The following is a 20,633-nucleotide window of genomic DNA, read 5'->3' as shown; positions in this document are numbered from 1 at the left end:
TGCTAAAGGCAGTATAATGTTTATAACTATAGTTCTGTTCAAAATTTGACAAGAGAACAAAAAAATAGCGGCCAATTTTCGTTGACCGCTATTTTTGCTTTTATGTTTTTTTATTTTTTTGGTTCGATTAAGCTGATGCTTAGTTCGTCCAATTGTTCTTTGGCAATTTCGGCAGGAGCGTCGATCATGACATCGCGTCCGGAGTTATTTTTCGGGAATGCGATAAAGTCACGGATGGTTTCCTGACCTCCCAAGATAGCCGTCAGACGGTCTAGACCGAAAGCTAAACCACCATGTGGAGGGGCTCCATATTGGAAAGCATTCATTAAGAAACCAAACTGAGCTTGTGCCTGTTCTGGCGTAAAGCCTAGGTGCTTAAACATCAAGGCTTGCATGTCCTTATCATGGATACGGATGGAACCACCACCGATTTCATTTCCGTTCAATACCAAGTCATAAGCAATTGCGCGAACCTTTCCTGGATCAGTGTCCAATAAAGGCATATCCTCTAGCTTCGGTGAAGTAAATGGATGGTGCATGGCGTGGAATCTTTCAGTTTCCTCATCCCATTCCAATAAAGGGAAGTCGACAACCCATAGAGGAGCAAATTCATTTGGCTTACGTAAGCCCATGCGATTGCCTAATTCCATACGCAAGGCGCTTAACTGTGCTCTTGTTTTGTTGGCAGGGCCCGAAAGGATTAAGATCAGGTCGCCAGCTTGTGCGCCAGTTGCCTCGGCCCATTGAGCAAGATCCGCTTGATCGTAGAATTTATCTACTGATGATTTATAAGTTCCATCAGCTTCACATTTCACATAGACCATTCCGGAAGCTCCTACTTGAGGACGCTTAACCCAGTCAACCAATTCATCGATTTGTTTCCTGGTATAAGAAGCAGCGCCTGGAACGGCGATACCCACCACTAATTCAGCGTTGTTGAAGATAGCGAAGTCCTTATGTTGAGCAACTGCGTTCAGTTCGCCAAACTTCATTCCGAAACGGATATCTGGTTTGTCGTTACCATAAGTACGCATTGCTTCATCAAAAGTCATTCTCGGGAATTGATCTAATTCAATGCCATGGATAGTCTTTAATAGGTGACGGGTCATGCCTTCGAATACGTTCAAGATATCTTCTTGTTCTACGAAAGACATTTCACAGTCAATCTGTGTAAACTCAGGTTGTCTATCGGCACGTAAATCCTCATCACGGAAACATTTCACGATTTGGAAATATTTATCCATTCCACCCACCATTAACAATTGTTTAAAGGTTTGAGGGGATTGAGGAAGTGCGTAAAACTGTCCCGGGTTCATGCGTGATGGTACGATAAAGTCACGAGCACCTTCTGGAGTAGACTTTATTAAATAAGGAGTTTCGATTTCACAGAAATCTAATGCAGACAAGTAGTTTCTTACCTCTTGCGTCACCTTATGGCGGAACAATAAGCTGTTCTTTACTGGATTTCTACGGATATCCAAATAACGGTATTTCATACGGATGTCTTCACCACCGTCTGTTTCATCTTCTATAGTAAAAGGAGGTAATTTGGATTCGTTCAGCACCTGTAGGTTGCTGACTTTGATTTCAATATCTCCAGTAGGGATTTTAGGGTTTTTGCTGGAACGTTCTATTACGGTACCAGTCACCTTGATAACATACTCTCTACCCAATTCGCGGGCTTGGCTACGAAGGGATTCATTGTCTTCGCTATTGAAAGTGAGCTGAGTAATACCATATCTATCACGAACATCAATAAATGTCATTCCACCTAAATCGCGTGATTTTTGTACCCATCCGCTCAGGGTTACGGTTTTTCCTAGGTCTTCAATTCTTAATTCGCCACAAGTATGTGTTCTGTGCATGATTATCTCATTTTTATTGAGCCACAAAATTATTGCATTTATGCGAGAATAAAGAATATTTAAGCAATAAGCAGCAAGAGGGAAGGGCTTGCCTCCATGTCCGATGAATTCCAGGTCAAAAATCACCTGATTCTACCACTTTCCCCCACTTGACCTATCATTTGTTTTCAGTTGCTCCACTTTGCCCCACTTTTGCTGTTTTTGGGGCTTACAATTCCTTAAAAACAAGAGAATTGAGGCTAAATATTACTGTTATGGCGATGATTTTTACAATTCTTAATTTATTGTGTTTCAATATTATTATGCTTTTAAAGTGCGTTGAAGGGCTTTTTTGTAGTCGATAGGCTATGTGGAAAACTTTTTTGTGGGGCATTGTGGGAGATTGTGGGAGAAAGTGTATACTTTTACATTAAAATTAGAGTAGAAATAGGTCAAATGATTCAATTAATCGGAGAATTCGAATGCAAGCTAGACACCAAAGGAAGAATGGTGATCCCTGCTGCGCTCAAAAGGCAACTGCCTGATGTAGAGCGCGAGGGGCTTGTTATGAATCGCGGTTTCGAGAAGAATTTAGTGATCTATACCAAAGAAGAATGGAGCAAAAAAATGCTTCAACTTTCGAAATTGAACCAGTACAACGAGAAGAACAGGATTTTCATCCGTCAGTTTATGCGTGGTGCTACGGAGCTTTCTTTGGATTCTGCGGGTAGGGTGCTTTTGCCAAAATCATTGTTGGAATATGCGCATGTAACAGGCGAAGTTTTCTTGCAATGCCAGTTTGATAAAATTGAGGTTTGGGCGAAAGACGAATACGAAAAAATGATGGACAGTAGTACTGACGAAGATTTTTCTGCATTGGCTGAGGAAGTAATGGGTGGATTTAACTTTGCAGGAGATGGGAATGAATAAGGAGATCGGATATCACGTTCCTGTCATGTTGCAGGAATGTATAGACGCACTAGCAATAAAACCAAACGGAATCTATGTGGATGTAACGTTTGGGGGTGGCGGACACTCGAAGGAGATCCTGAAGCATTTGGGACCTCAAGGGAGGTTGATCGCTTTTGATCAAGATCCAGATGCCATCAAAAACACACTTCCTGATGATCGATTTACATTGATTCATCAAAATTTTAAGTTCTTAAAAAATTATTTGCGACTGGAAGGGGTGAAACAAGTGGACGGGATTTTGGCTGACTTGGGGGTTTCATCACATCAATTTGACGCTGCTGATCGTGGTTTTTCCATCCGTTTTGATGCGGACCTGGATATGCGAATGGATCAGGTGGCTGATTTGGACGCCCGTAAAGTGCTGAACACTTATCCTGAAGAAGAATTGCACAGGATCTTTGGGATGTACGGTGAGATTCAGAATGCTAAATCATTGGCCAAAACGATTGTTACCGGCCGATTGAGCAATCCGATCCAGACGGTTGCCGAATTGAAGCAGGTCATCCAGAAACTGGTCCCTAAGGGGAAAGAGCATAAGTACCATGCCCAGGTTTTTCAGGCCTTGCGCATAGAGGTAAACAAGGAGCTGGAAGCATTACAGGAGTTCTTGGAGCAGACCTCCTTGGTCTTGAAGCCAGAAGGTCGTTTGGTAGTGATGTCTTACCATTCGTTGGAAGACAGGTTGGTGAAGAATTTCATGGCCAAAGGAAAGTTCAAGGGAGAAGTGGAGAAGGATTTCTTTGGTAACGAGATCAAACCATTTAAAGTGATCAGTAGAAAAGCAATCGTTGCTTCGGAAGATGAAGTGAAACAGAACAACAGGGCGCGCAGTGCCAAGTTGAGAATTGCAGAAAAAATATAGTAGAGTAGGTATATGGCAAAGAGAAATACTATAAAGCAAAATGAGCTGAGTGAAGAAGTGCAAGAGGAGATGTCTGATGCGTTGGAAGAAAAGGTTGAGGAAACCCAGGACTTCCTGAAAACCTTCTTTTCTCAGAAAAAGCTTTCTACATACCTAGTTGCCAAGAATCTACCTTTCGTGGCATTTCTTGCCTTATTAGGTTTGCTGTATATCTCAAACCGTCACTTGGCAGAGAACACGGTAAGAAGGATCGATAAGTTGGGCAGGGAAGTGAAGGAGTTGAGTTGGGATTATAAATCGTTGAATGCCGAGTTGATGAAATTGACGACGCAGACTGAGATTGCAAAGCGTGCGGATACCTTGGGATTGAAAGAAAGAACAGAACCGCCAATCAAGTTGGAGATAGTAAGGGAAGTAAAATAAAGATTAAGACCAAAACATGAATATTAGGAAGTCCATATTGATTAGGGTGTACCTGGCGTTTGGCCTGATGGTTTTTGGTGCTTTAATGGTATTTGGGAAGTTGTTGCATTTGCAATATGTGGACGGGGATAAGTGGCGTGAGATTGCAGACAGCTTGACGATCCGCGAACGTGTGATCGAAGCGGCAAGAGGAAATATTTATTCCAATGACGGAAGTTTACTGGCTACTTCTGTTCCGGAATATGAGATACGGTTTGATGCGATGGCCATTCCATCCGAGCACAACCAAGTGTTCAATGCTCGGGTGGATTCTTTGGCCAGTAAGCTAGCGACCTTTTTTAAGGATAAATCGGCCAGACAGTACCTGACTTATTTAAAAGAGGCAAGGGCTAAAAAACAACGTTACGTATTAATCAAGCGTAATGTATCACACCAACAGTTGAAGGTCTTGAAGACCTTTCCTTTGTTGAGAAACTTTAAGGAAGAGAAGGAAAGATTCTCGAGTTCTTTGATAGCAGTTAGAGAAAACAAGCGTATTCTGCCATTTACCAATTTGGCGGCTCGTACCATTGGTTATAAAAACAGTAAGGGCGATACGGTTCGTGTTGGACTGGAAGGTGCTTACGGCGATTATATCGAAGGTAAGAGCGGCGTGCAGTTGATGCAGCGTATAGCAGGTGGGGTTTGGATTCCAGTGAACCGTGAGGTGGAGGTTGCTCCAACGGATGGTTCGGATATCATTGCCACCATAGATGTGAATATGCAAGACATGGCACAACGTGCTTTGGAAAAACAGTTGATCGTAAGTAATGCAGATAATGGTTGCGTGATTTTGATGGAGGTGGCAACCGGAGAGGTGCGTGCGATAGCCAACTTTACCAGAGATGGCGAAGGGGTGTACAGAGAGAAATTCAATTATGCCATTGCACAAGGTGCTGACCCTGGGTCTACATTCAAGGTTGCGTCGTACCTAGTGGCATTGGATGATAATAAGGTTGATACCAATACAGTGATCGATATCGGTAATGGTACTTGGAAAGTTCCTGGGCATACCATTAAGGATTCGCATCCACCGAAGAAATCTAAGGTGACCATCAAGGAGGCTTTTGAAGAGTCTTCAAACGTTGGGGTCGCTAAGACAATCGGTAATGCTTATGGCAAGAATCCAGAGAAATTCACTGGCAAGTTGCACGAATGGGGCATGGCTAAGCCTTTGGGCTTGCAGATCCCTGGAGAGGCTAACCCTTGGGTGAAAATGCCGGATAGCAGGTCTTGGAGTAAATTGTCATTGGTACAGATGGCCTATGGCTATGAGTTGAAATTGACGCCATTGCAAACATTGACTTTGTACAATGCAGTTGCTAATGATGGAAAGATGTTAGCTCCTTTATTCGTAAAAGAAATTCAACACCTAGGAACTACCGTTAAGAAGTTTGAAGCTAGGGTGATCAATAAACAAATTGCTTCAAAAGAAGCGATCGGCAAAATGCAGAAGATGATGGAAGGGGTGATGGTTGAAGGGACTGGTAAGAAATTGAAAAGCCCACTTTATTCTTCGGCTGGTAAAACGGGTACAGCACAGATGGCTGATGGGTCAAGGGGATATGGTGCTAGAAGGTATCAATCTTCCTTTGCGGGATATTTCCCGGCGGAGAACCCTAAGTATTCCATGATTGTGGTGATCCGTAATCCTAGAAATGGATACTATGGTGGTTCAGTTGCTGGTCCGGTATTCAGGGAGTTGGCGGATATGGTTTTTGCAAATGATTTGTCATTGCACAAAACATTTAACAATAGAAAAGTGAATGTAGCTGGAAATAAAGTTCCATACACATTGAAAGGTTCTAAAGATGCAACTGCGAAGGTTTATGAGATGTTGGGTGTGCAATCGGTGAACTGGAATTCAATCGTGGCTGCGGATAAAGATTCGGCGAACCATTCGGCAGAAGCCTTTACGGTTTCCGAGTACAAGGAGGGTGTTGTTCCGAATGTGAAGGGGATGGGTTTGGTTGATGCAATCTACGCGATGGAGAACGCTGGTTTTAAAACTACAGTAAAAGGTAAGGGAAGAGTAATAAATCAATCATTGGTGGCCGGTCAGAAATTGAAACCTGGCACCCGTGTTCTAATAGAATTGAATTAATATGTTGTTGAAAGAGTTGCTACATGCCATTCCGGTAATCGATTACCGTGGGTCTCTGGACACAGAGGTTAGCGCGCTATGCTTGGATTCAAGGAAAGCGGTTAAGGGCAGTGCGTTTGTGGCAGTTCGTGGGCATCAGACCGATGGACATCTATTCGTTAATAAAGCGATTGAATTAGGTGCTTCCGTGGTGCTGGTAGAAGAATTACCAGAGGAGATCAAAGAAGATGTAGTATATGTGGTAGTCGGCGATTCGGCTTATGCATTAGGTGTAATGGCTTCTACATTTTACGGAAATCCTTCCTCGAAATTGAAATTAGTAGGGGTAACAGGTACCAATGGGAAAACGACCGTGGCGACCTTGCTTTTTAACCTGTTCAGCCGATTAGGTTTTCATGTGGGCTTATTGTCCACGGTGCAGAACCAAATAGGTGAGCGTGTGGTGGAAGCGACCCATACCACTCCTGATCCGATATCATTGAATTCACTGTTGAAGGAAATGGTGGAAGATGGATGTGACTACTGTTTTATGGAAGTGAGTTCGCATGCGGTTGTTCAGCAACGCATTGCCGGGTTGAAATTTGCGGGTGGCATCTTTACCAATATCACGCATGATCACTTGGACTTCCATGGAACTTTCGCCAACTATATCAAGGCCAAGAAAAAGTTCTTTGATGATTTAGACAGATATGCATTTGCATTGACCAATATCGATGATAAAAACGGTCAGGTGATGCTTCAGAATACATTTGCGCATAAGAAAACCTATGGTTTGCACCAAATGGCAGACTTTAAGGCTAAAATCTTTGAAAGCCATTTTGATGGGATGCTATTGCAGGTTGATGGACAGGAAGTGTGGGTGAAGTTGGTTGGTGATTTCAATGCTTATAACCTATTGGCTGTGTATGGTGCTTCGATTTTATTGGAGCAAGAGACAGTGAAGGTTTTGATGGCATTGAGCGAGATCACTGGAGCAGAAGGACGTTTTGAAACCATGAAATCCTCAACAGGTGTGGTTGCCATTGTGGATTATGCCCATACGCCAGATGCGGTTGAAAATGTATTGGAAACCATTGGCGCATTGAGGAAACCTGGACAGCAGATCTTGACGGTTTTAGGTTGTGGTGGAGATCGTGATAAGACCAAGCGCCCGGAGATGGCTGAAGTGGCATCGAGGTTAAGCGATAAAGTGGTCTTGACTTCAGACAATCCAAGGACGGAAGATCCTGCTACCATCATCAAAGAGATGGAGGTTGGTATTTCCGCGGATAAGCGCAAGAATGTTTTCTCGATTACGGATAGAAGAGAAGCCATCCGTGCTGCTTTCCACCTAGCGCAACCAGGTGATGTAATCTTGGTGGCTGGAAAAGGACATGAGAAATATCAAGATATCAATGGGGTGAAAAATCACTTTGACGATAAAGAGGAATTAATAAAGATTTTTAACGAACATAATTAAACTGCATGCTTTACTATTTATTCACTTGGCTTAACGAGCACGTCCATATTCCTGGTGCTGGATTATTCCAATATATCTCGTTTCGTACAGCCATGGCAGTTATCCTTTCGTTAATCATCACAACGGTATTCGGTAGCCGATTGATTCGCTTACTGCACCAAAAACAAGTTGGAGAGACCATCCGCGATTTAGGATTGGAAGGTGAGAAGAAAAAGCAAGGAACCCCTACCATGGGTGGACTGATCATTATCGCCGGTATCTTGATTCCAACATTGCTCTTTGCAAAACTGGATAATATCTACATCATCCTGATGATCATTACGACGATCTGGATGGGTGCAATCGGATTCTTGGATGACTACATCAAAGTATTCCGTAAGAATAAAGAAGGATTGGCTGGGAAGTTTAAGGTGATTGGTCAGGTAGGATTAGGTGTGCTGATCGCGATTACTATGTATTTCCATCCTGAGATTGTTGCAAGACAACAGGTAGCAAATCCAACTTCTTCAAAACCGGTGGAAGTGATTATCAATCCATCAACTGGCGAGAAGACTTATGCTGAGAATGTGAAGTCTACAAAGACAAACATTCCATTTTACAAAAACAATGAGTTCGATTACGCCAAAGTATTGGACGTATTCGGTGTCAATAGCCCTTTGGCTACGTTCTTTGTTTTCTTGGTCGTTGTCGTGTTTATTATCACGGCGGTCTCCAATGGAGCGAATATTACAGATGGTATAGACGGGCTCGCCACGGGAACCTCCGCTATTATGGGGATTACCTTGGCTATCCTAGCCTATGTGTCGGGTAACATCATTTTTGCGGATTACCTAAACATTATGTTTATCCCGAATTCGGGTGAGCTGGTGATTTTTGCGGGTGCATTTGTTGGAGCCTGTACAGGTTTCCTTTGGTACAATGCCTACCCTGCACAAGTGTTTATGGGTGATACAGGGAGTTTGGCAATCGGTGGTATCATTGCTGCATTCGCGATCCTGATCCGTAAAGAATTATTGATCCCGGTGTTGTGTGGTATTTTCTTGATTGAGAATCTATCGGTTATCCTTCAGGTTTCTTACTTCAAGTATACCAAGAAGAAATATGGTGAGGGCAGAAGGATCTTCCTGATGTCGCCATTGCACCACCATTATCAGAAGAAAGGTTACCATGAGTCCAAGATCGTGACACGATTTGTGATTGTGTCGATCATGCTGGCCATTTTGACCATTGTCACATTAAAAGTAAGATAGTAGAAGATGCCGAACATAGCACATACATATTACCCCCAAACTGGCCGTCTAGTAATTTTAGGCGCAGGTGAGAGTGGAGTTGGTGCAGCAATCCTGGGAAAGGATAAGGGTTTTGATGTGTTTGTGTCAGATATGGGCGCTATAGCTGATACGTATAAAGCCACTTTGGAAAAAGAGGGGATCGCATTTGAAGAGGGACAGCATACAAAGGAATCGGTGATCAATGCCGACCTAGTGGTGAAGAGTCCTGGGATTCCAGAGAAGGCTCCATTGATAAAGGAATTAAGAGGTTTAGGCCTTCCGATCATTTCGGAAATCGAGTTTGCCGCTCAATATACCGATGCCAAGTTATTGTGCATCACCGGGTCAAACGGGAAGACAACTTCCACTTTGTTGACTTACCATATATTGAAGAATGCAGGTTTGAATGTAGGCCTAGCCGGAAATATAGGAAATAGCTTTGCCTTGCAGGTAGCTAGAGAGCAACATGATGCTTACGTTTTGGAGATCTCCAGTTTTATGCTGGATGATATGTACCACTTCCGCGCTGATGTTGCCGTGATCTTGAATATCACACCCGATCATTTAGATCGATATGATTATAAGATGGAGAATTATGTGGCATCGAAGTTCCGCATGGTTCAAAATCAAAGGCCGACGGATTACTTTATCTATTGTAAGGATGATCCGGAGACCATGGCAGCCCTGGAGAAGCATCCAACCGCAGCAATGCACCTGCCATTTACACAAGAGGGGATAGTAGATACCGGAGCGTATCTGGACGACGAGAAGAATTTGAACATTTTAATACCAAATAGAGAAGCTTTTATCATGAATATCGAAGAATTATCACTGCAAGGCAAGCACAATGTTTACAACAACATGGCTTCAGGACTGGTTGCTAAGGCTCAGGAATTGAGAAACCAAACGATGAAGGAGAGCATGGGTTCTTTTGTAAACGTGGAACACAGATTGGAGCACGTAGCTTGTATCGGTGGGGTTAATTATATCAATGATTCTAAAGCGACCAATGTCAATTCGGTTTGGTACGCCTTGGAAAGTTTCTCTACAGATATCGTGTTGATTATGGGTGGTGTGGATAAAGGAAACGACTACGAAATGTTGAAGGACTTAGTGAAGTCAAAAGTGAAAGCGATCATCTGTATCGGAAAGGATACTGGCCGTATCCATGAGGCTTTTGAAGATGATACGGATGTGATCGTGAATAGTGCATCGATGAGTGATGCCGTTCAGATTGCTTCGCATCTGGCTAAGAAGGGTGATACGGTATTGTTATCGCCAGCATGTGCCAGCTTTGACTGGTTCAAGAACTACGAAGATCGTGGTGACAAATTTAAGGAAGCAGTAATGACTTTATAATTAGGAGGACAATGGAATACATTTTTTCTAAACTAAAAGGCGATAAATGGATCTGGATCATTGTGATCTTGTTGTCCATCTGGTCACTATTGGCTGTTTACAGTTCGGTAGGAACCTTGGCTTACAAGGAAGGAAAGGGTACTGAACTTTATTTATTCAAACACCTTTTCATTGTTGTGGCCGGTTTAGTGATGATGTATCTATCACATAAATTGGATTACCGCTATTATGCTGGGATTTCCAAATTGCTGATGGTAGTCACGATTCCATTGTTGTTATATACCCTAGTATTCGGAAGCAAGGTAAATGATGCCAGTCGTTGGTTGACCATCCCGGTGATCAATCAGACTTTCCAGACTTCGGATTTGGCGAAATTGGCTTTGATTACCTTCTTGGCAAGGATGCTATCCCGTAAGCAAGAGGAGATCAAGGACGTGAAGAAATCCTTTATTCCGATCATGGGAGCGGTTTGTTTTGTGTTCGTTTTAATCGCATGGGCAAACTTATCTACAGCTTTGATGCTGTTTGGTGTTAGTGTTTTGTTGCTGTTGATCGGTCGTATCAGTTTCAAACAGATTGCGGTGGTTTGTATGGGCGGTGGGGTTCTATTGATGCTGGTGATCTTTATGGGACCTAGACGGGCTACTTACCTGAGCCGTATTCAAGGTTTCTTCAATACAGAAGAAGTGCATGAAGGAAAAGGTTCCTTCCAGGATGATAAAAACTACCAGGCTAATAATGCCAAGATAGCGATTGCTACAGGTGAGATGTTTGGTAAAGGTGTTGGTAACAGTGTTCAGCGTAACGTATTACCTCACCCATATTCAGATTTTATTTTTGCCATTATCATTGAAGAGTATGGCACGATTGGAGGGGCGGTATTGCTCTTCCTGTATATCGCATTGATGTATCGATGTATCCGGATTGTCACCTTAAGTCCGAGGGCCTTCGGGGCGTTCCTGGCAGCCGGTTTGGGCTTCAGTCTGACGATTCAGGCTTTGGCAAACATGGCGGTTGCCGTTGGTCTTGGACCAGTGACCGGGGTTCCACTTCCCTTAGTGAGTATGGGGGGGACATCGATCTTATTTACGAGTGTAGCCTTGGGGATTATCCTAAGTGTGAGCCGTAATGTGGAAGAATTGAAAGTTAAAGAAGAAAAAGAAGTTGCAAAGGCTCCACGCAAAGTGGTAGTTGGAACAATTTAATTGAAATATTGAATGGCGCATCGAGTAATCATAAGTGGTGGTGGAACGGGAGGACATATCTTTCCTGCGATAGCGATAGCCAATGCGTTGAAAAACCTGTCTCCAGATATTGAGATCCTGTTTGTAGGAGCTAATGGTAAGATGGAGATGGAACGAGTTCCGGCAGCGGGATATGAAATAGTAGGATTGGATATCGTTGGGATCAACCGCCAGTCCTTACTTAAAAATATTAGTCTTCCCTTCAAGATGGTAAAAAGCTTGTGGAAGGCGAGGAAAGTTCTTAAAGATTTTAAAGCGGAAGCAGCAATTGGTGTTGGAGGGTATGCATCTGGTCCATTATTGATGATGGCGAATATGATGGGATTGCCTACCGTAATCCAAGAGCAGAATTCATTTGCTGGGGTTACTAACAAGAAGTTGGGAGCAAAGGCAAAGAAGATCTGTGTAGCCTATGAAGGTATGGAAAGGTTCTTTCCAGCGGATCGCGTCTTGTTGACCGGTAATCCTATCCGTAAATCCTCAGTTGCTATCGAAGGTAAACGAGAGGAAGCTATCCATGCTTTTGGATTGGACCTGGACAAGAAAACCTTGTTGGTTACTGGAGGAAGCTTGGGGGCATTGACCTTGAACGATAGCATCAAAGGAGGGCTGGAGAAGTTGGTAACGGCGGGGATTCAAGTGATCTGGCAATGTGGTAGCTACTATTACGAGAAATTGAATTCTGAATTAGCAGATCAATTACCAGACTCGATCAAGTTGATGCCATTCTTAGAGCGCATGGATTATGCTTATGCCGCAGCTGATGTCATCGTGGCTAGAGCAGGTGCAGGAACCATATCGGAACTATGTGTGGTAGGAAAGCCAGTGGTATTAGTGCCTTCGCCGAATGTCGCAGATGACCATCAGACCAAGAATGCAAATGCCCTGGTTGAGAAAGATGCCGCATTGATGGTAAAAGACCAAGTGGCTAGGGAAGAGTTGGTGAATACGGTCCTTGGATTGTTCCAGGATGGAGCTAAACAAAGGGAACTAGGAGAGCACATCCTGAAATTGGCCTTGGCTGATGCAGATGAGGTTATCGCACAAGAAGTATTGAGTATAATAGAAAAATAGAAAATGAATATCGACAAAATAAAAAGAGTTTATCTCCTGGGTATCGGCGGAATCGGCATGAGCGGATTGGCTCGTTATTTTAGTCGTTTGGGCTGTGAGGTGGCTGGTTATGACCGTACCTCCACAGAGCTTACCAGAACTTTAGAAGCGGAAGGAATGCCAATCAGTTATGCTGATGATGTGGATTCAGTTCCTGCTGCTTTTAATTCGGCAAGCGATGAGACCCTGATCATTTTCACTCCTGCAATTCCGAAGGACCTTAAATTGAAAGCGTTTTTTGTTGATAATGGTCATGAACTGTTCAAACGCTCTCAGGTATTAGGTTTTATCTCGGCGAGCCGATTTACTATCGCCGTTGCAGGTACGCATGGAAAGACAACAACTTCTACCATGGTAGCACATGTTTTGAAACATTCTGGTTTTGATTGCTCGGCATTCTTGGGCGGAATCAGTACAAACTATCAGAACAACGTGCTTTTTGGAGAAAATGATGTAGTGGTGGTGGAGGCCGATGAATATGATCGCTCCTTCTTGACCCTGCATCCTAATATTGCCATCGTGACTTCTGCGGATGCAGATCATTTGGATATCTATGGCGACCCTCAAGAGTTGATTACTTCTTTTGAGATGTTCCTGGATAGAGTCGTAGATGGTGGAAAGAAAATCGTGAAAGTAGGACTGCCATTTACAGGTGATATCAGCTATGCAAGAGAGCAGGTTTGCGATGCCTATGCTGAAAATGTAAGGGTAGAGAATGGTGAGTTCTATTTTGACTACCATTCTGCTGATTTAGTGATCAAGGATATTCATTTGGGGATTCCGGGATTGCATAATGTTGAAAATGCAGTAGCGGCCATTACGGTTGCCCATTTATTGGATATTGCAGCAGATAAAATCGTGGCGGCATTGTCGGATTTCCAAGGTGTGAAAAGACGCTTTGAATACATCGTAAAGTCTGATAAGAATGTGTACATCGATGATTATGCACATCATCCAGAAGAGTTGAGGGCATTTTTGACCTCGATGAGAAAGCTATATCCAAATAAGAAACTAACAGTGGTTTTCCAACCGCACTTGTTCAGCAGGACTAGGGATTTCGTGGATGGCTTTGCAGAGGTATTAGCATTGGCAGATGAACTTCTTTTGATGGAGATCTATCCGGCAAGAGAATTGCCAATTGAAGGTGTTGATTCAACTTGGTTGTTGAATAAAATTGAATTGGACAACAAACGCTTAGTAAGCCCAGAAGAAGTTCTGGAAATCGTGAGAACAGAAGATCCAGAGTTATTGGTAACTGTTGGAGCTGGAGATATTGACAAACTGGTTAAACCACTTAAAGAAGAATTGAACCATGCTAAATAGAATAAGAAATATTCAATGGCGTCAAGTCGGCTATTTTTTCTTAGGATTAGTGGCGATCGTTGGAGTGGGGATGTTGATGAGTTTGGTCAACAAGAAAGACCAGGTGCAGGAATGTACGGCACTGAAAGTAATGGTAGAAGGGAAAGAGACTTTCATTGATCAAAATGATATTTCATCGATGATCAAAGAGAAGTTTGGAGCAGTGGTTGGCAAGCAATTGAACCAATTGCCATTGCAACAGATCGAAACAGAACTAAAGAAATCCCCTTATGTATCCAATGCGGATGTTCATATGGATATGGATGGAACGATGCGAGTTGCAGTTCAACAGCGCGAGGTTGTTGTAAGGATTATCAATCAAGGCGGACAAGAGTTTTATGTAGACTCCAAAGGCAATAAGATCCCGGTGACTTTGAAGTATGTACCACATGTGATGGTTGCCAATGGAAATATTAAAGAGGGCTACAAAAAATCATTGGAGCCTGTAAACAGCCAATTGGTGAAGGACTTGGTGAAAATCGTTGAAGAGACCAAAACCGATGAGCTTTGGAGCAACCAGATCGTTCAGCTTTATGTCAACGATGAAAAGGATATTGAGATCGTTCCTAGAGTGGGTAGCCAGCAGCTGATCATCGGCAATGCGGACTCTTTAAGTTACAAATTGGACCGATTGAAGAAATTTTATACACATATCCTTCCGAAGGTAGGATCCGATGCATATAGCAAGGTGAATGTGAAATACAGTGGACAGATTGTCTGCGAGCGCAAAGGCGATTGGTTTATCGATAGCCTACAAATGAAAATTAACAAGAAGATTTAAGAAATAAATTACATACAGCATCAAACACAGCATATGAAACCTAGAATTGTAGAAAATGAAAAAGAAAATCCAATTATCGTTGGATTGGACATCGGTACGACAAAGATCTGCGTCACTGTAGGTCGTCGTAGTGGATCGAACAAGGTTGAGTTATTAGGTGTAGGGAAAGCGGAGTCTGCCGGCGTTAATCGTGGAGTTGTTGCCAACATCCAGAAGACGGTGACCAGTATCCGTGAGGCTGTTGCTGTGGCTGAAGGTCAATCCAACGTTGACATCAAAGTTGTCAATGTAGGTATTGCCGGACAGCACATCAAGAGTATCCAACACCGTGGTATTTTAACAAAGAATGACGATGATGAAATCGGACGCCTAGATATCGAGCGTTTGATCTCGGACATGTACAAATTGGTCCTTCCTCCGGGAGAAGAGATCATCCATGTTTTACCACAAGAATTTACAATTGACAACGAACCGGGTATCAAAGAACCTATCGGTATGGCAGGTAGACGCGTGGAAGCAAACTTCCATATCATCTCAGGTCGTGTTACCGATATCAAGAACATCAAGAGATGTGTGGACAACTCTGATCTTGAAGTTTCTGAATTGATCCTTGAACCTCTTGCATCATCCGAGGCTGTGTTGGATGAAGAGGAAAAGACTGCAGGTGTTGTGTTGGTGGATATCGGTGGTGGTACCACAGACGTTGCAATCTTCCATGAAGGTATTATCCGCCATACGGCAGTAATTCCTTTGGGCGGAAATATCGTGACGGAAGATATCCGTCAAGGTTGTGCAGTGTTGCGCAATCAAGCAGAGCAATTGAAAGTAAGATACGGATCAGCTTTAGCAGATGAGAACAAAGAAAACGAGGTTATCTGTGTACCTGGTATTAGAGGAAGGGAAGCTAAAGAGATTTCTGTAAAGAACTTAGCATATATCATTCAAGCGAGAATGGAAGAGATCATTGAGCACGTGTTCTATGAAATCAAATCTTCAGGATATGAAGACAAATTGATTGCCGGGATCGTGATCACTGGAGGTGGTGCGCAATTGAAGCATTTGGTTCAGTTGGTAGAATATATCACAGGAATCGATTGCCGCATTGGCTACCCGAATGAATACCTTGCAAAAACCGATATGTTGAACAAGCAGGCTTTCGAAGAATTGAAAAGCCCATTGTATGCAACAGGTATCGGATTGTTGATCAAAGGGATTCAGTCTATCGAAGAGGAAGAGAAAAGAAATGAGGAAAAATTCATCAAAAAGACGGCCACTACACACGTAAAAGTGAAAGAAGGCGTTAAAGAAATAGCGGAAGGTCAAAACAAAAAAGAAGGGTGGTTGACTCGTTTTTTAGGCGATTGGATCAAAGATGGAGCGGATATAGACGACGACACTTTCATCGGTAAGAAATAATTATCAACATCAGCTTGTTTTTTCCACATTTTAACAAATGTGGAAAACTCTTGTTAAGAATTTGGTAATATTACATTAGAATTGTTGACTTGCGTTGTGTTAACGTAAAGGCTTGATGAAGAATTAAATAGGATAAAATATATGTCGATACAATTTGAAATGTTAAAGGAGAACTCATCAATTATCAAGGTAATTGGTGTAGGTGGGGGCGGCGGAAACGCAGTCAATCACATGTATAAGCAGGGAATTAGTGGTGTGGATTTCATAGTTTGCAATACGGATGCGCAAGCTTTGGAACTGAGCCCTATTCCAAACAAGGTGCAATTGGGAGCGAGTCTTACAGAAGGTATGGGTGCTGGCGCTGATCCTGATGTTGGTGAAAACTCAGCTATCGAAAGTATTGAGGATATCAAACGTATGTTGGGTACCAATACAAAGATGCTTTTCATTACTGCAGGAATGGGTGGTGGTACTGGTACTGGAGCTAGTCCGGTGCTTGCTAAGGCAGCAAAGGAATTAGGAATCTTGACCGTTGCGATCGTTACAACTCCATTCACATTCGAAGGTAAACGTCGTCGTATGCAAGCAGAAGACGGTTTGGGAGAACTTCGCAAATACGTTGACTCTTATTTAGTTATTTCAAACGACCGTTTGCGCGAAATCTTCGGGAACTTGACGATGACTGCTGCATTTGCTAAGGCAGATGATATCTTGACCACTGCTGCCAAAGGTATAGCAGAAATCATCACCATCCCTGGATATGTAAACGTCGATTTCAAGGACGTTCGTACCGTAATGAACGATTCTGGTGTTGCAATCATGGGTAATGCCGTGGCAACAGGTGAACAACGTGCATTAGATGCTGTAACTGGCGCGTTGGCATCACCATTATTAAAAGACAATGAAATTGAAGGTGCTCGTTACATTTTATTGAACATTACTTCCGGTACTCGTGAGGTAACAATGGATGAGGTTGCGATCATTACCGATTACATCCAAGAAAAAGCTGGTCTTTCGGCTGACTTAATCTGGGGTAACTGTATCGATGCAAACTACGAAGAGGAACTTTCAGTAACTATAATAGCAACTGGTTTTCAAACTTCTGAAGAGCGCGTGAAGGAAAAAGAAATGGAAAAGATTGCCATTCCTTTGACTCCCGAGGTGTCGACTTCAGCTTTCGTAAAACCGGTAACTACCAATCAATTCGTGGATAGAACCAATACTGAAGCTAGTGCTTTCGTAAAGCCTAGTACTCCAGTGGATACCCCTACGAATCAAGCTCCACAGAGCGACTTGTTTTCAAACAAGGCAGCAGTAGCTGCTCAAGCAAATGCGGTGGAGAAAAACGATTCTCAAATCGTTCGCCATACCTTGGAATTAGATGATAACTCTGATGTGGAAGAAATTGAAGAAGATGCAAATCCACACGGATTTGAATTGAAAACTTCACCTTCTTTGTTCGAGTTCAAGTTGCCTACTGTATTTGATACATACAAGCCTGCTGAAGAGAAGGAAGAGCCAACTCCAGAACCGGTGAACGAAGTAGCTCAGCCAAAAGCTGAAATCGAGTTGGAAGAAGCTAAGAAAGAAGAAAGCAATTTCGAAGATCAATTGTTGAAAACCAAGGAACGTATCCTTCGTTTGAAAGAGTTGAGCATGAAATTGAAATCTTCAAATGGTCTTCAAGAGCTTGAGAATGAGCCTGCTTACAAAAGAAAGCAAAAAACATTAGACGATGTGCCTCATTCATCCGAGTCTCAGGTTTCCCGTTTTACCCTATCTTTTGATGATGGTGAGACTGAAATCAGACCAAACAACTCTTTCCTACACGATAATGTAGATTAATCTTATCCTATTTAATAAATAAAGGGTGGCTTGAAAAGGTCACCTTTTTTGTTTTTTAGATTTTGTTTATAGAAAAAAGATGCTAATTTTAAGTGAGTTACTATAAAAAATTATAAACAAAACTAAAAGTTATGGCAAGTATTGATAAATTCAAAGAGTTGAAGTCTCTAATTGACGGATTAGAACATGACGCAGACAAGTTTTTTGCAAAAGGAAATAGTGCCGCTGGTACACGCGTAAGAAAAGGTCTGCAGGATATTAAGACTTTAGCCCAGGATCTACGCCTAGGAATCCAAGATCTCAAAAACAAAAAATAAAGATCTTTAAACCCTATTAAGAACTAAGCCCATTTTTGGGCTTTTTTTATGTGTATATTCGAATAAACTAGATATAAGATGAAACAGATCCAGAATCCCATTTGGTTGATGAGCTCCGCTTACGATCAATTGGGACAAGCAGAACTTTTAGATACCGCTTCCCGTTTAGGCGCGCAGGGCATTGATCTCTGTGTATTCCGTAAGGATGGCGCACGAGCCGACCATACCGCCACCCATTTAGATTATGATGGCTTTGGATCAGAGGAAGCCAAGAGAACCTTGGAGGCCTTCAATAACAAAGGGCTTAGGCTGTCTTTGGGCGCCTTTGAGAACATGATCGGCGGTGATGAAGGGGAAAGACTGAAAAACCAAAACCATCTCTTAAAACTGATTAGAATAGCCCATTTGCTTGGTGGTGATGAGAACAATGTAATGGTTGGGACCTTTGTAGGTTATAACCATGAGCTTGGAAATCAGATCGACGGCTTCCAAAAGAACCTGGATGAGTATAAAAGGGTCTTTGAACCCATTATTCGCTATGCAGAAGACTTAGGGGTTACCGTGGTCTATGAGAACTGCCCGATGGAAGGTTGGCGATCTTCCCGTTACACTAGCACCTTCAATAATCTCCCTGGGGTTTTGGCTGCGCGCAAGTTGATGTATGCCATGATTCCGAGCAAGGCACATGGCGAGATTTATGATCCTTCCCATGATATCTGGCAAAATACCGACCCGGTTGAAGTCATTGAAGAAATGGATATTGATCGCTTAAAACGTGTGCATGTCAAGACCACGAGGATGTTGAGCAGCAAAGGTAGGATTGAGTGGGGTGGGATGTACCCTATGCAACAGGTCAATGCTGATCTGGCTCAATTAGCAGGTGTAAGTGTTCCCCAAAGTGATTGGGACCGCCATCATTATACGGCTATGCTTCCAGGCTTCGGAGGTACGGATGATATGGACTGGAACAGTTTTGTGGAAACCCTTCATGACCGCGGTTTTTCTGGACCTTTTGAAATCGAAAACGAAGCAAAGAACTCCAAGGACACCCATAACCTGGCTGCCATTAACCAAGGCGCCAAAGCCTGTATCAGCTTCCTTTCCCCCTTGTTATGGAAGCTAGACTCCCAAGGCTATGAGTTTACTGAACAGAAAGCGCTGAAATTAGTCTCACGAGAAGACATTCCCGTGAAAAGCATGGGTGATTTGACCTAGCTAGATCAAAATCCTAAAAAAGAACCTATAAAAAAATAAGGAATAACCATTTGGTTATTCCTTATCTGCGTTCATTTTGAACAGCGATATCAAATCTGGAATGTTGTGCACACCCAGTTTCTCGAAAATCCTACTTTTATAGGTACTCACGGTGGAAGAACTCAAGTTCAACCTGTTTGAAACCTCAATAATGCCCAATCCTTCGATTAGATGTCTTGCCACGTCCATTTCGCGGTTAGATAGTTTGTACAATGGGTTCAAGCTATCCACCTTGGATTTGCTGGTGGTCAGTTTCTGAACATAAAGGTCCTTAATGGCTTCAGACATATAGCGTCCCCGTTCAAAAATGCTGTTGATGGCATTGGTGAATTCGGTCATGCTCGTAGTTTTGTTGACATATCCCGCAGCACCTGCCTCGATATAGCGAAGAGCATACAGGGTCTCGTCATACGAAGAGAAGACTAAGATTTTTAAGTCAGGTTGCATGTCCAACAACTCTTTGATCACCTTGATGTTATTACCCCCAGGCATATTGATATCTAGGAGAAGTAAATCAAAATTTGTTGTCTTTAATTGTGCAAATACCTCATCATATGTCTGCGCATGGACAATCTCAACAGTCTTTAAAGTCTCTTTAATGGCAGTTGAAACCCCCAGTCGGACAATAATATGGTCGTCGGCTATTAATATTTTTTTCATAAAGTTATTACACAAATTACCCTAGATCCACATGATTTTAATAATTTCCCAACAGTTGGAATAGGGTTGAAAAATTATATTTAGTAGTTAATTTGTTTCCTCAAATATAATAATTTTATATGTATTCGCTCTGTATAAAAATTAAATTAAAGTTTTGCGTACAGTCTCCATGGTAGAAGTACTTAGTGTACATTAAAAATACTCATTTATTTTTAAATTAATTTCAATTTATGATTGTAAACAGCTTTTTTTGTAAGATATTCAATACATTGCACGACTATTTAAGCAAAAACAATTTAAACATATTA

At 42.4% G+C, this 20,633-nt stretch carries 17 protein-coding genes; 15 read left to right on the top strand and 2 right to left on the bottom strand.

The genetic code is table 11. From position 1 onward, the window contains the following. Positions 1-110: 110 nt before the first annotated feature. The gene (gene aspS / locus ACK2WI_RS11555; protein ID WP_409150913.1) at positions 111-1,865 is read right to left on the bottom strand and encodes an aspartate--tRNA ligase; all 1,755 of its coding nucleotides are present in this window, start codon (positions 1,863-1,865) and stop codon (positions 111-113) included. Positions 1,866-2,300: 435 nt separating this feature from the next. On the opposite strand from aspS, the gene mraZ reads away from it, so the two are divergent. The 15 genes from mraZ to ACK2WI_RS11480 all read left to right on the top strand — a co-directional run bounded on the left by mraZ (position 2,301) and on the right by ACK2WI_RS11480 (position 19,626). Then, positions 2,301-2,774, top strand: a complete 474-nt coding sequence (mraZ, locus tag ACK2WI_RS11550) for a division/cell wall cluster transcriptional repressor MraZ (protein WP_093098394.1) — start codon at positions 2,301-2,303, stop codon at positions 2,772-2,774. Then, a complete protein-coding gene (rsmH, locus tag ACK2WI_RS11545) occupies positions 2,761-3,678 on the top strand; it encodes a 16S rRNA (cytosine(1402)-N(4))-methyltransferase RsmH (RefSeq protein ID WP_312696513.1) in 918 nt (305 codons plus the stop codon). The genes mraZ and rsmH overlap by 14 nt, the downstream gene beginning before the upstream one ends. 12 nt (positions 3,679-3,690) lie before the next feature. After that, positions 3,691-4,101, top strand: a complete 411-nt coding sequence (locus ACK2WI_RS11540) for an FtsL-like putative cell division protein (RefSeq protein ID WP_093098392.1) — start codon at positions 3,691-3,693, stop codon at positions 4,099-4,101. 16 nt (positions 4,102-4,117) lie between these two features. Further along, positions 4,118-6,244, top strand: coding sequence for a penicillin-binding protein (locus ACK2WI_RS11535; protein WP_409150910.1), 2,127 nt, complete (start codon positions 4,118-4,120; stop codon positions 6,242-6,244). 1 nt (position 6,245) lies between these two features. Beyond that, positions 6,246-7,703: a UDP-N-acetylmuramoyl-L-alanyl-D-glutamate--2,6-diaminopimelate ligase gene (locus tag ACK2WI_RS11530; protein ID WP_409150909.1), complete on the top strand. Its 1,458-nt coding sequence runs from the start codon at positions 6,246-6,248 to the stop codon at positions 7,701-7,703. A gap of 5 nt (positions 7,704-7,708) precedes the next feature. After that, positions 7,709-8,953 carry a phospho-N-acetylmuramoyl-pentapeptide-transferase gene (mraY, locus tag ACK2WI_RS11525; protein WP_093098388.1) on the top strand — a complete coding sequence of 415 codons (1,245 nt, stop codon included), beginning with the start codon at positions 7,709-7,711 and terminating at the stop codon, positions 8,951-8,953. A 6-nt stretch (positions 8,954-8,959) separates the two neighbouring features. Then, positions 8,960-10,333: a UDP-N-acetylmuramoyl-L-alanine--D-glutamate ligase gene (gene murD / locus ACK2WI_RS11520; RefSeq protein ID WP_409150907.1), complete on the top strand. Its 1,374-nt coding sequence runs from the start codon at positions 8,960-8,962 to the stop codon at positions 10,331-10,333. A gap of 11 nt (positions 10,334-10,344) precedes the next feature. After that, positions 10,345-11,538 carry an FtsW/RodA/SpoVE family cell cycle protein gene (locus ACK2WI_RS11515; protein ID WP_093098385.1) on the top strand — a complete coding sequence of 398 codons (1,194 nt, stop codon included), beginning with the start codon at positions 10,345-10,347 and terminating at the stop codon, positions 11,536-11,538. Positions 11,539-11,550: 12 nt separating this feature from the next. After that, complete coding sequence (gene murG / locus ACK2WI_RS11510; RefSeq protein WP_409150904.1) at positions 11,551-12,651, top strand: undecaprenyldiphospho-muramoylpentapeptide beta-N-acetylglucosaminyltransferase; 1,101 nt, start codon at positions 11,551-11,553, stop codon at positions 12,649-12,651. A gap of 3 nt (positions 12,652-12,654) precedes the next feature. Next, positions 12,655-14,013: a UDP-N-acetylmuramate--L-alanine ligase gene (gene murC, locus ACK2WI_RS11505; protein WP_409150902.1), complete on the top strand. Its 1,359-nt coding sequence runs from the start codon at positions 12,655-12,657 to the stop codon at positions 14,011-14,013. Beyond that, on the top strand, positions 14,003-14,833 hold the full coding sequence (locus ACK2WI_RS11500; protein WP_312696518.1) for a cell division protein FtsQ: 831 nt from the start codon (positions 14,003-14,005) through the stop codon (positions 14,831-14,833). Before murC ends, ACK2WI_RS11500 begins: the two co-directional genes overlap by 11 nt. Before the next feature lie 33 nt (positions 14,834-14,866). Further along, entirely contained in the window at positions 14,867-16,249 is a 1,383-nt protein-coding gene (gene ftsA / locus ACK2WI_RS11495) for a cell division protein FtsA (protein ID WP_093098379.1), read from the top strand. A 141-nt stretch (positions 16,250-16,390) separates the two neighbouring features. Beyond that, a complete protein-coding gene (gene ftsZ, locus ACK2WI_RS11490) occupies positions 16,391-18,094 on the top strand; it encodes a cell division protein FtsZ (protein WP_093098377.1) in 1,704 nt (567 codons plus the stop codon). A gap of 131 nt (positions 18,095-18,225) precedes the next feature. Then, the gene (locus ACK2WI_RS11485) at positions 18,226-18,411 is read left to right on the top strand and encodes a histone H1 (protein ID WP_093098376.1); all 186 of its coding nucleotides are present in this window, start codon (positions 18,226-18,228) and stop codon (positions 18,409-18,411) included. A 78-nt stretch (positions 18,412-18,489) separates the two neighbouring features. Beyond that, a complete protein-coding gene (locus tag ACK2WI_RS11480) occupies positions 18,490-19,626 on the top strand; it encodes a sugar phosphate isomerase/epimerase family protein (protein WP_409150900.1) in 1,137 nt (378 codons plus the stop codon). Between the two features lie 54 nt (positions 19,627-19,680). On the opposite strand, the gene ACK2WI_RS11475 is transcribed toward ACK2WI_RS11480, so the two are convergent. Then, positions 19,681-20,325 (bottom strand): response regulator transcription factor, encoded by a 645-nt coding sequence (locus ACK2WI_RS11475; RefSeq protein ID WP_093098373.1) that lies wholly within the window; start codon positions 20,323-20,325, stop codon positions 19,681-19,683. Positions 20,326-20,633: the final 308 nt, after the last annotated feature.

Origin of the sequence: Sphingobacterium sp. BS-2, from assembly GCF_046161205.1 — a bacterium.
Taxonomy (GTDB): domain Bacteria; phylum Bacteroidota; class Bacteroidia; order Sphingobacteriales; family Sphingobacteriaceae; genus Sphingobacterium; species Sphingobacterium mizutaii.
This window is presented reverse-complemented; position numbering and strand designations above follow the sequence as displayed.

Coding starts and splice junctions, on each gene's coding strand:
- ACK2WI_RS11485 (WP_093098376.1), top strand. CDS start 18,226: ATGGCAAGTATTGATAAATTCAAAGAGTTGAAGTCTCTAATTGACGGA.
- mraZ (WP_093098394.1), top strand. CDS start 2,301: ATGATTCAATTAATCGGAGAATTCGAATGCAAGCTAGACACCAAAGGA.
- ACK2WI_RS11475 (WP_093098373.1), bottom strand. CDS start 20,325: ATGAAAAAAATATTAATAGCCGACGACCATATTATTGTCCGACTGGGG.
- aspS (WP_409150913.1), bottom strand. CDS start 1,865: ATGCACAGAACACATACTTGTGGCGAATTAAGAATTGAAGACCTAGGA.
- murG (WP_409150904.1), top strand. CDS start 11,551: ATGGCGCATCGAGTAATCATAAGTGGTGGTGGAACGGGAGGACATATC.
- ACK2WI_RS11540 (WP_093098392.1), top strand. CDS start 3,691: ATGGCAAAGAGAAATACTATAAAGCAAAATGAGCTGAGTGAAGAAGTG.
- ftsA (WP_093098379.1), top strand. CDS start 14,867: ATGAAACCTAGAATTGTAGAAAATGAAAAAGAAAATCCAATTATCGTT.
- rsmH (WP_312696513.1), top strand. CDS start 2,761: ATGGGAATGAATAAGGAGATCGGATATCACGTTCCTGTCATGTTGCAG.
- ACK2WI_RS11530 (WP_409150909.1), top strand. CDS start 6,246: ATGTTGTTGAAAGAGTTGCTACATGCCATTCCGGTAATCGATTACCGT.
- mraY (WP_093098388.1), top strand. CDS start 7,709: ATGCTTTACTATTTATTCACTTGGCTTAACGAGCACGTCCATATTCCT.
- murC (WP_409150902.1), top strand. CDS start 12,655: ATGAATATCGACAAAATAAAAAGAGTTTATCTCCTGGGTATCGGCGGA.
- murD (WP_409150907.1), top strand. CDS start 8,960: ATGCCGAACATAGCACATACATATTACCCCCAAACTGGCCGTCTAGTA.
- ACK2WI_RS11480 (WP_409150900.1), top strand. CDS start 18,490: ATGAAACAGATCCAGAATCCCATTTGGTTGATGAGCTCCGCTTACGAT.
- ACK2WI_RS11500 (WP_312696518.1), top strand. CDS start 14,003: ATGCTAAATAGAATAAGAAATATTCAATGGCGTCAAGTCGGCTATTTT.
- ACK2WI_RS11515 (WP_093098385.1), top strand. CDS start 10,345: ATGGAATACATTTTTTCTAAACTAAAAGGCGATAAATGGATCTGGATC.
- ACK2WI_RS11535 (WP_409150910.1), top strand. CDS start 4,118: ATGAATATTAGGAAGTCCATATTGATTAGGGTGTACCTGGCGTTTGGC.
- ftsZ (WP_093098377.1), top strand. CDS start 16,391: ATGTCGATACAATTTGAAATGTTAAAGGAGAACTCATCAATTATCAAG.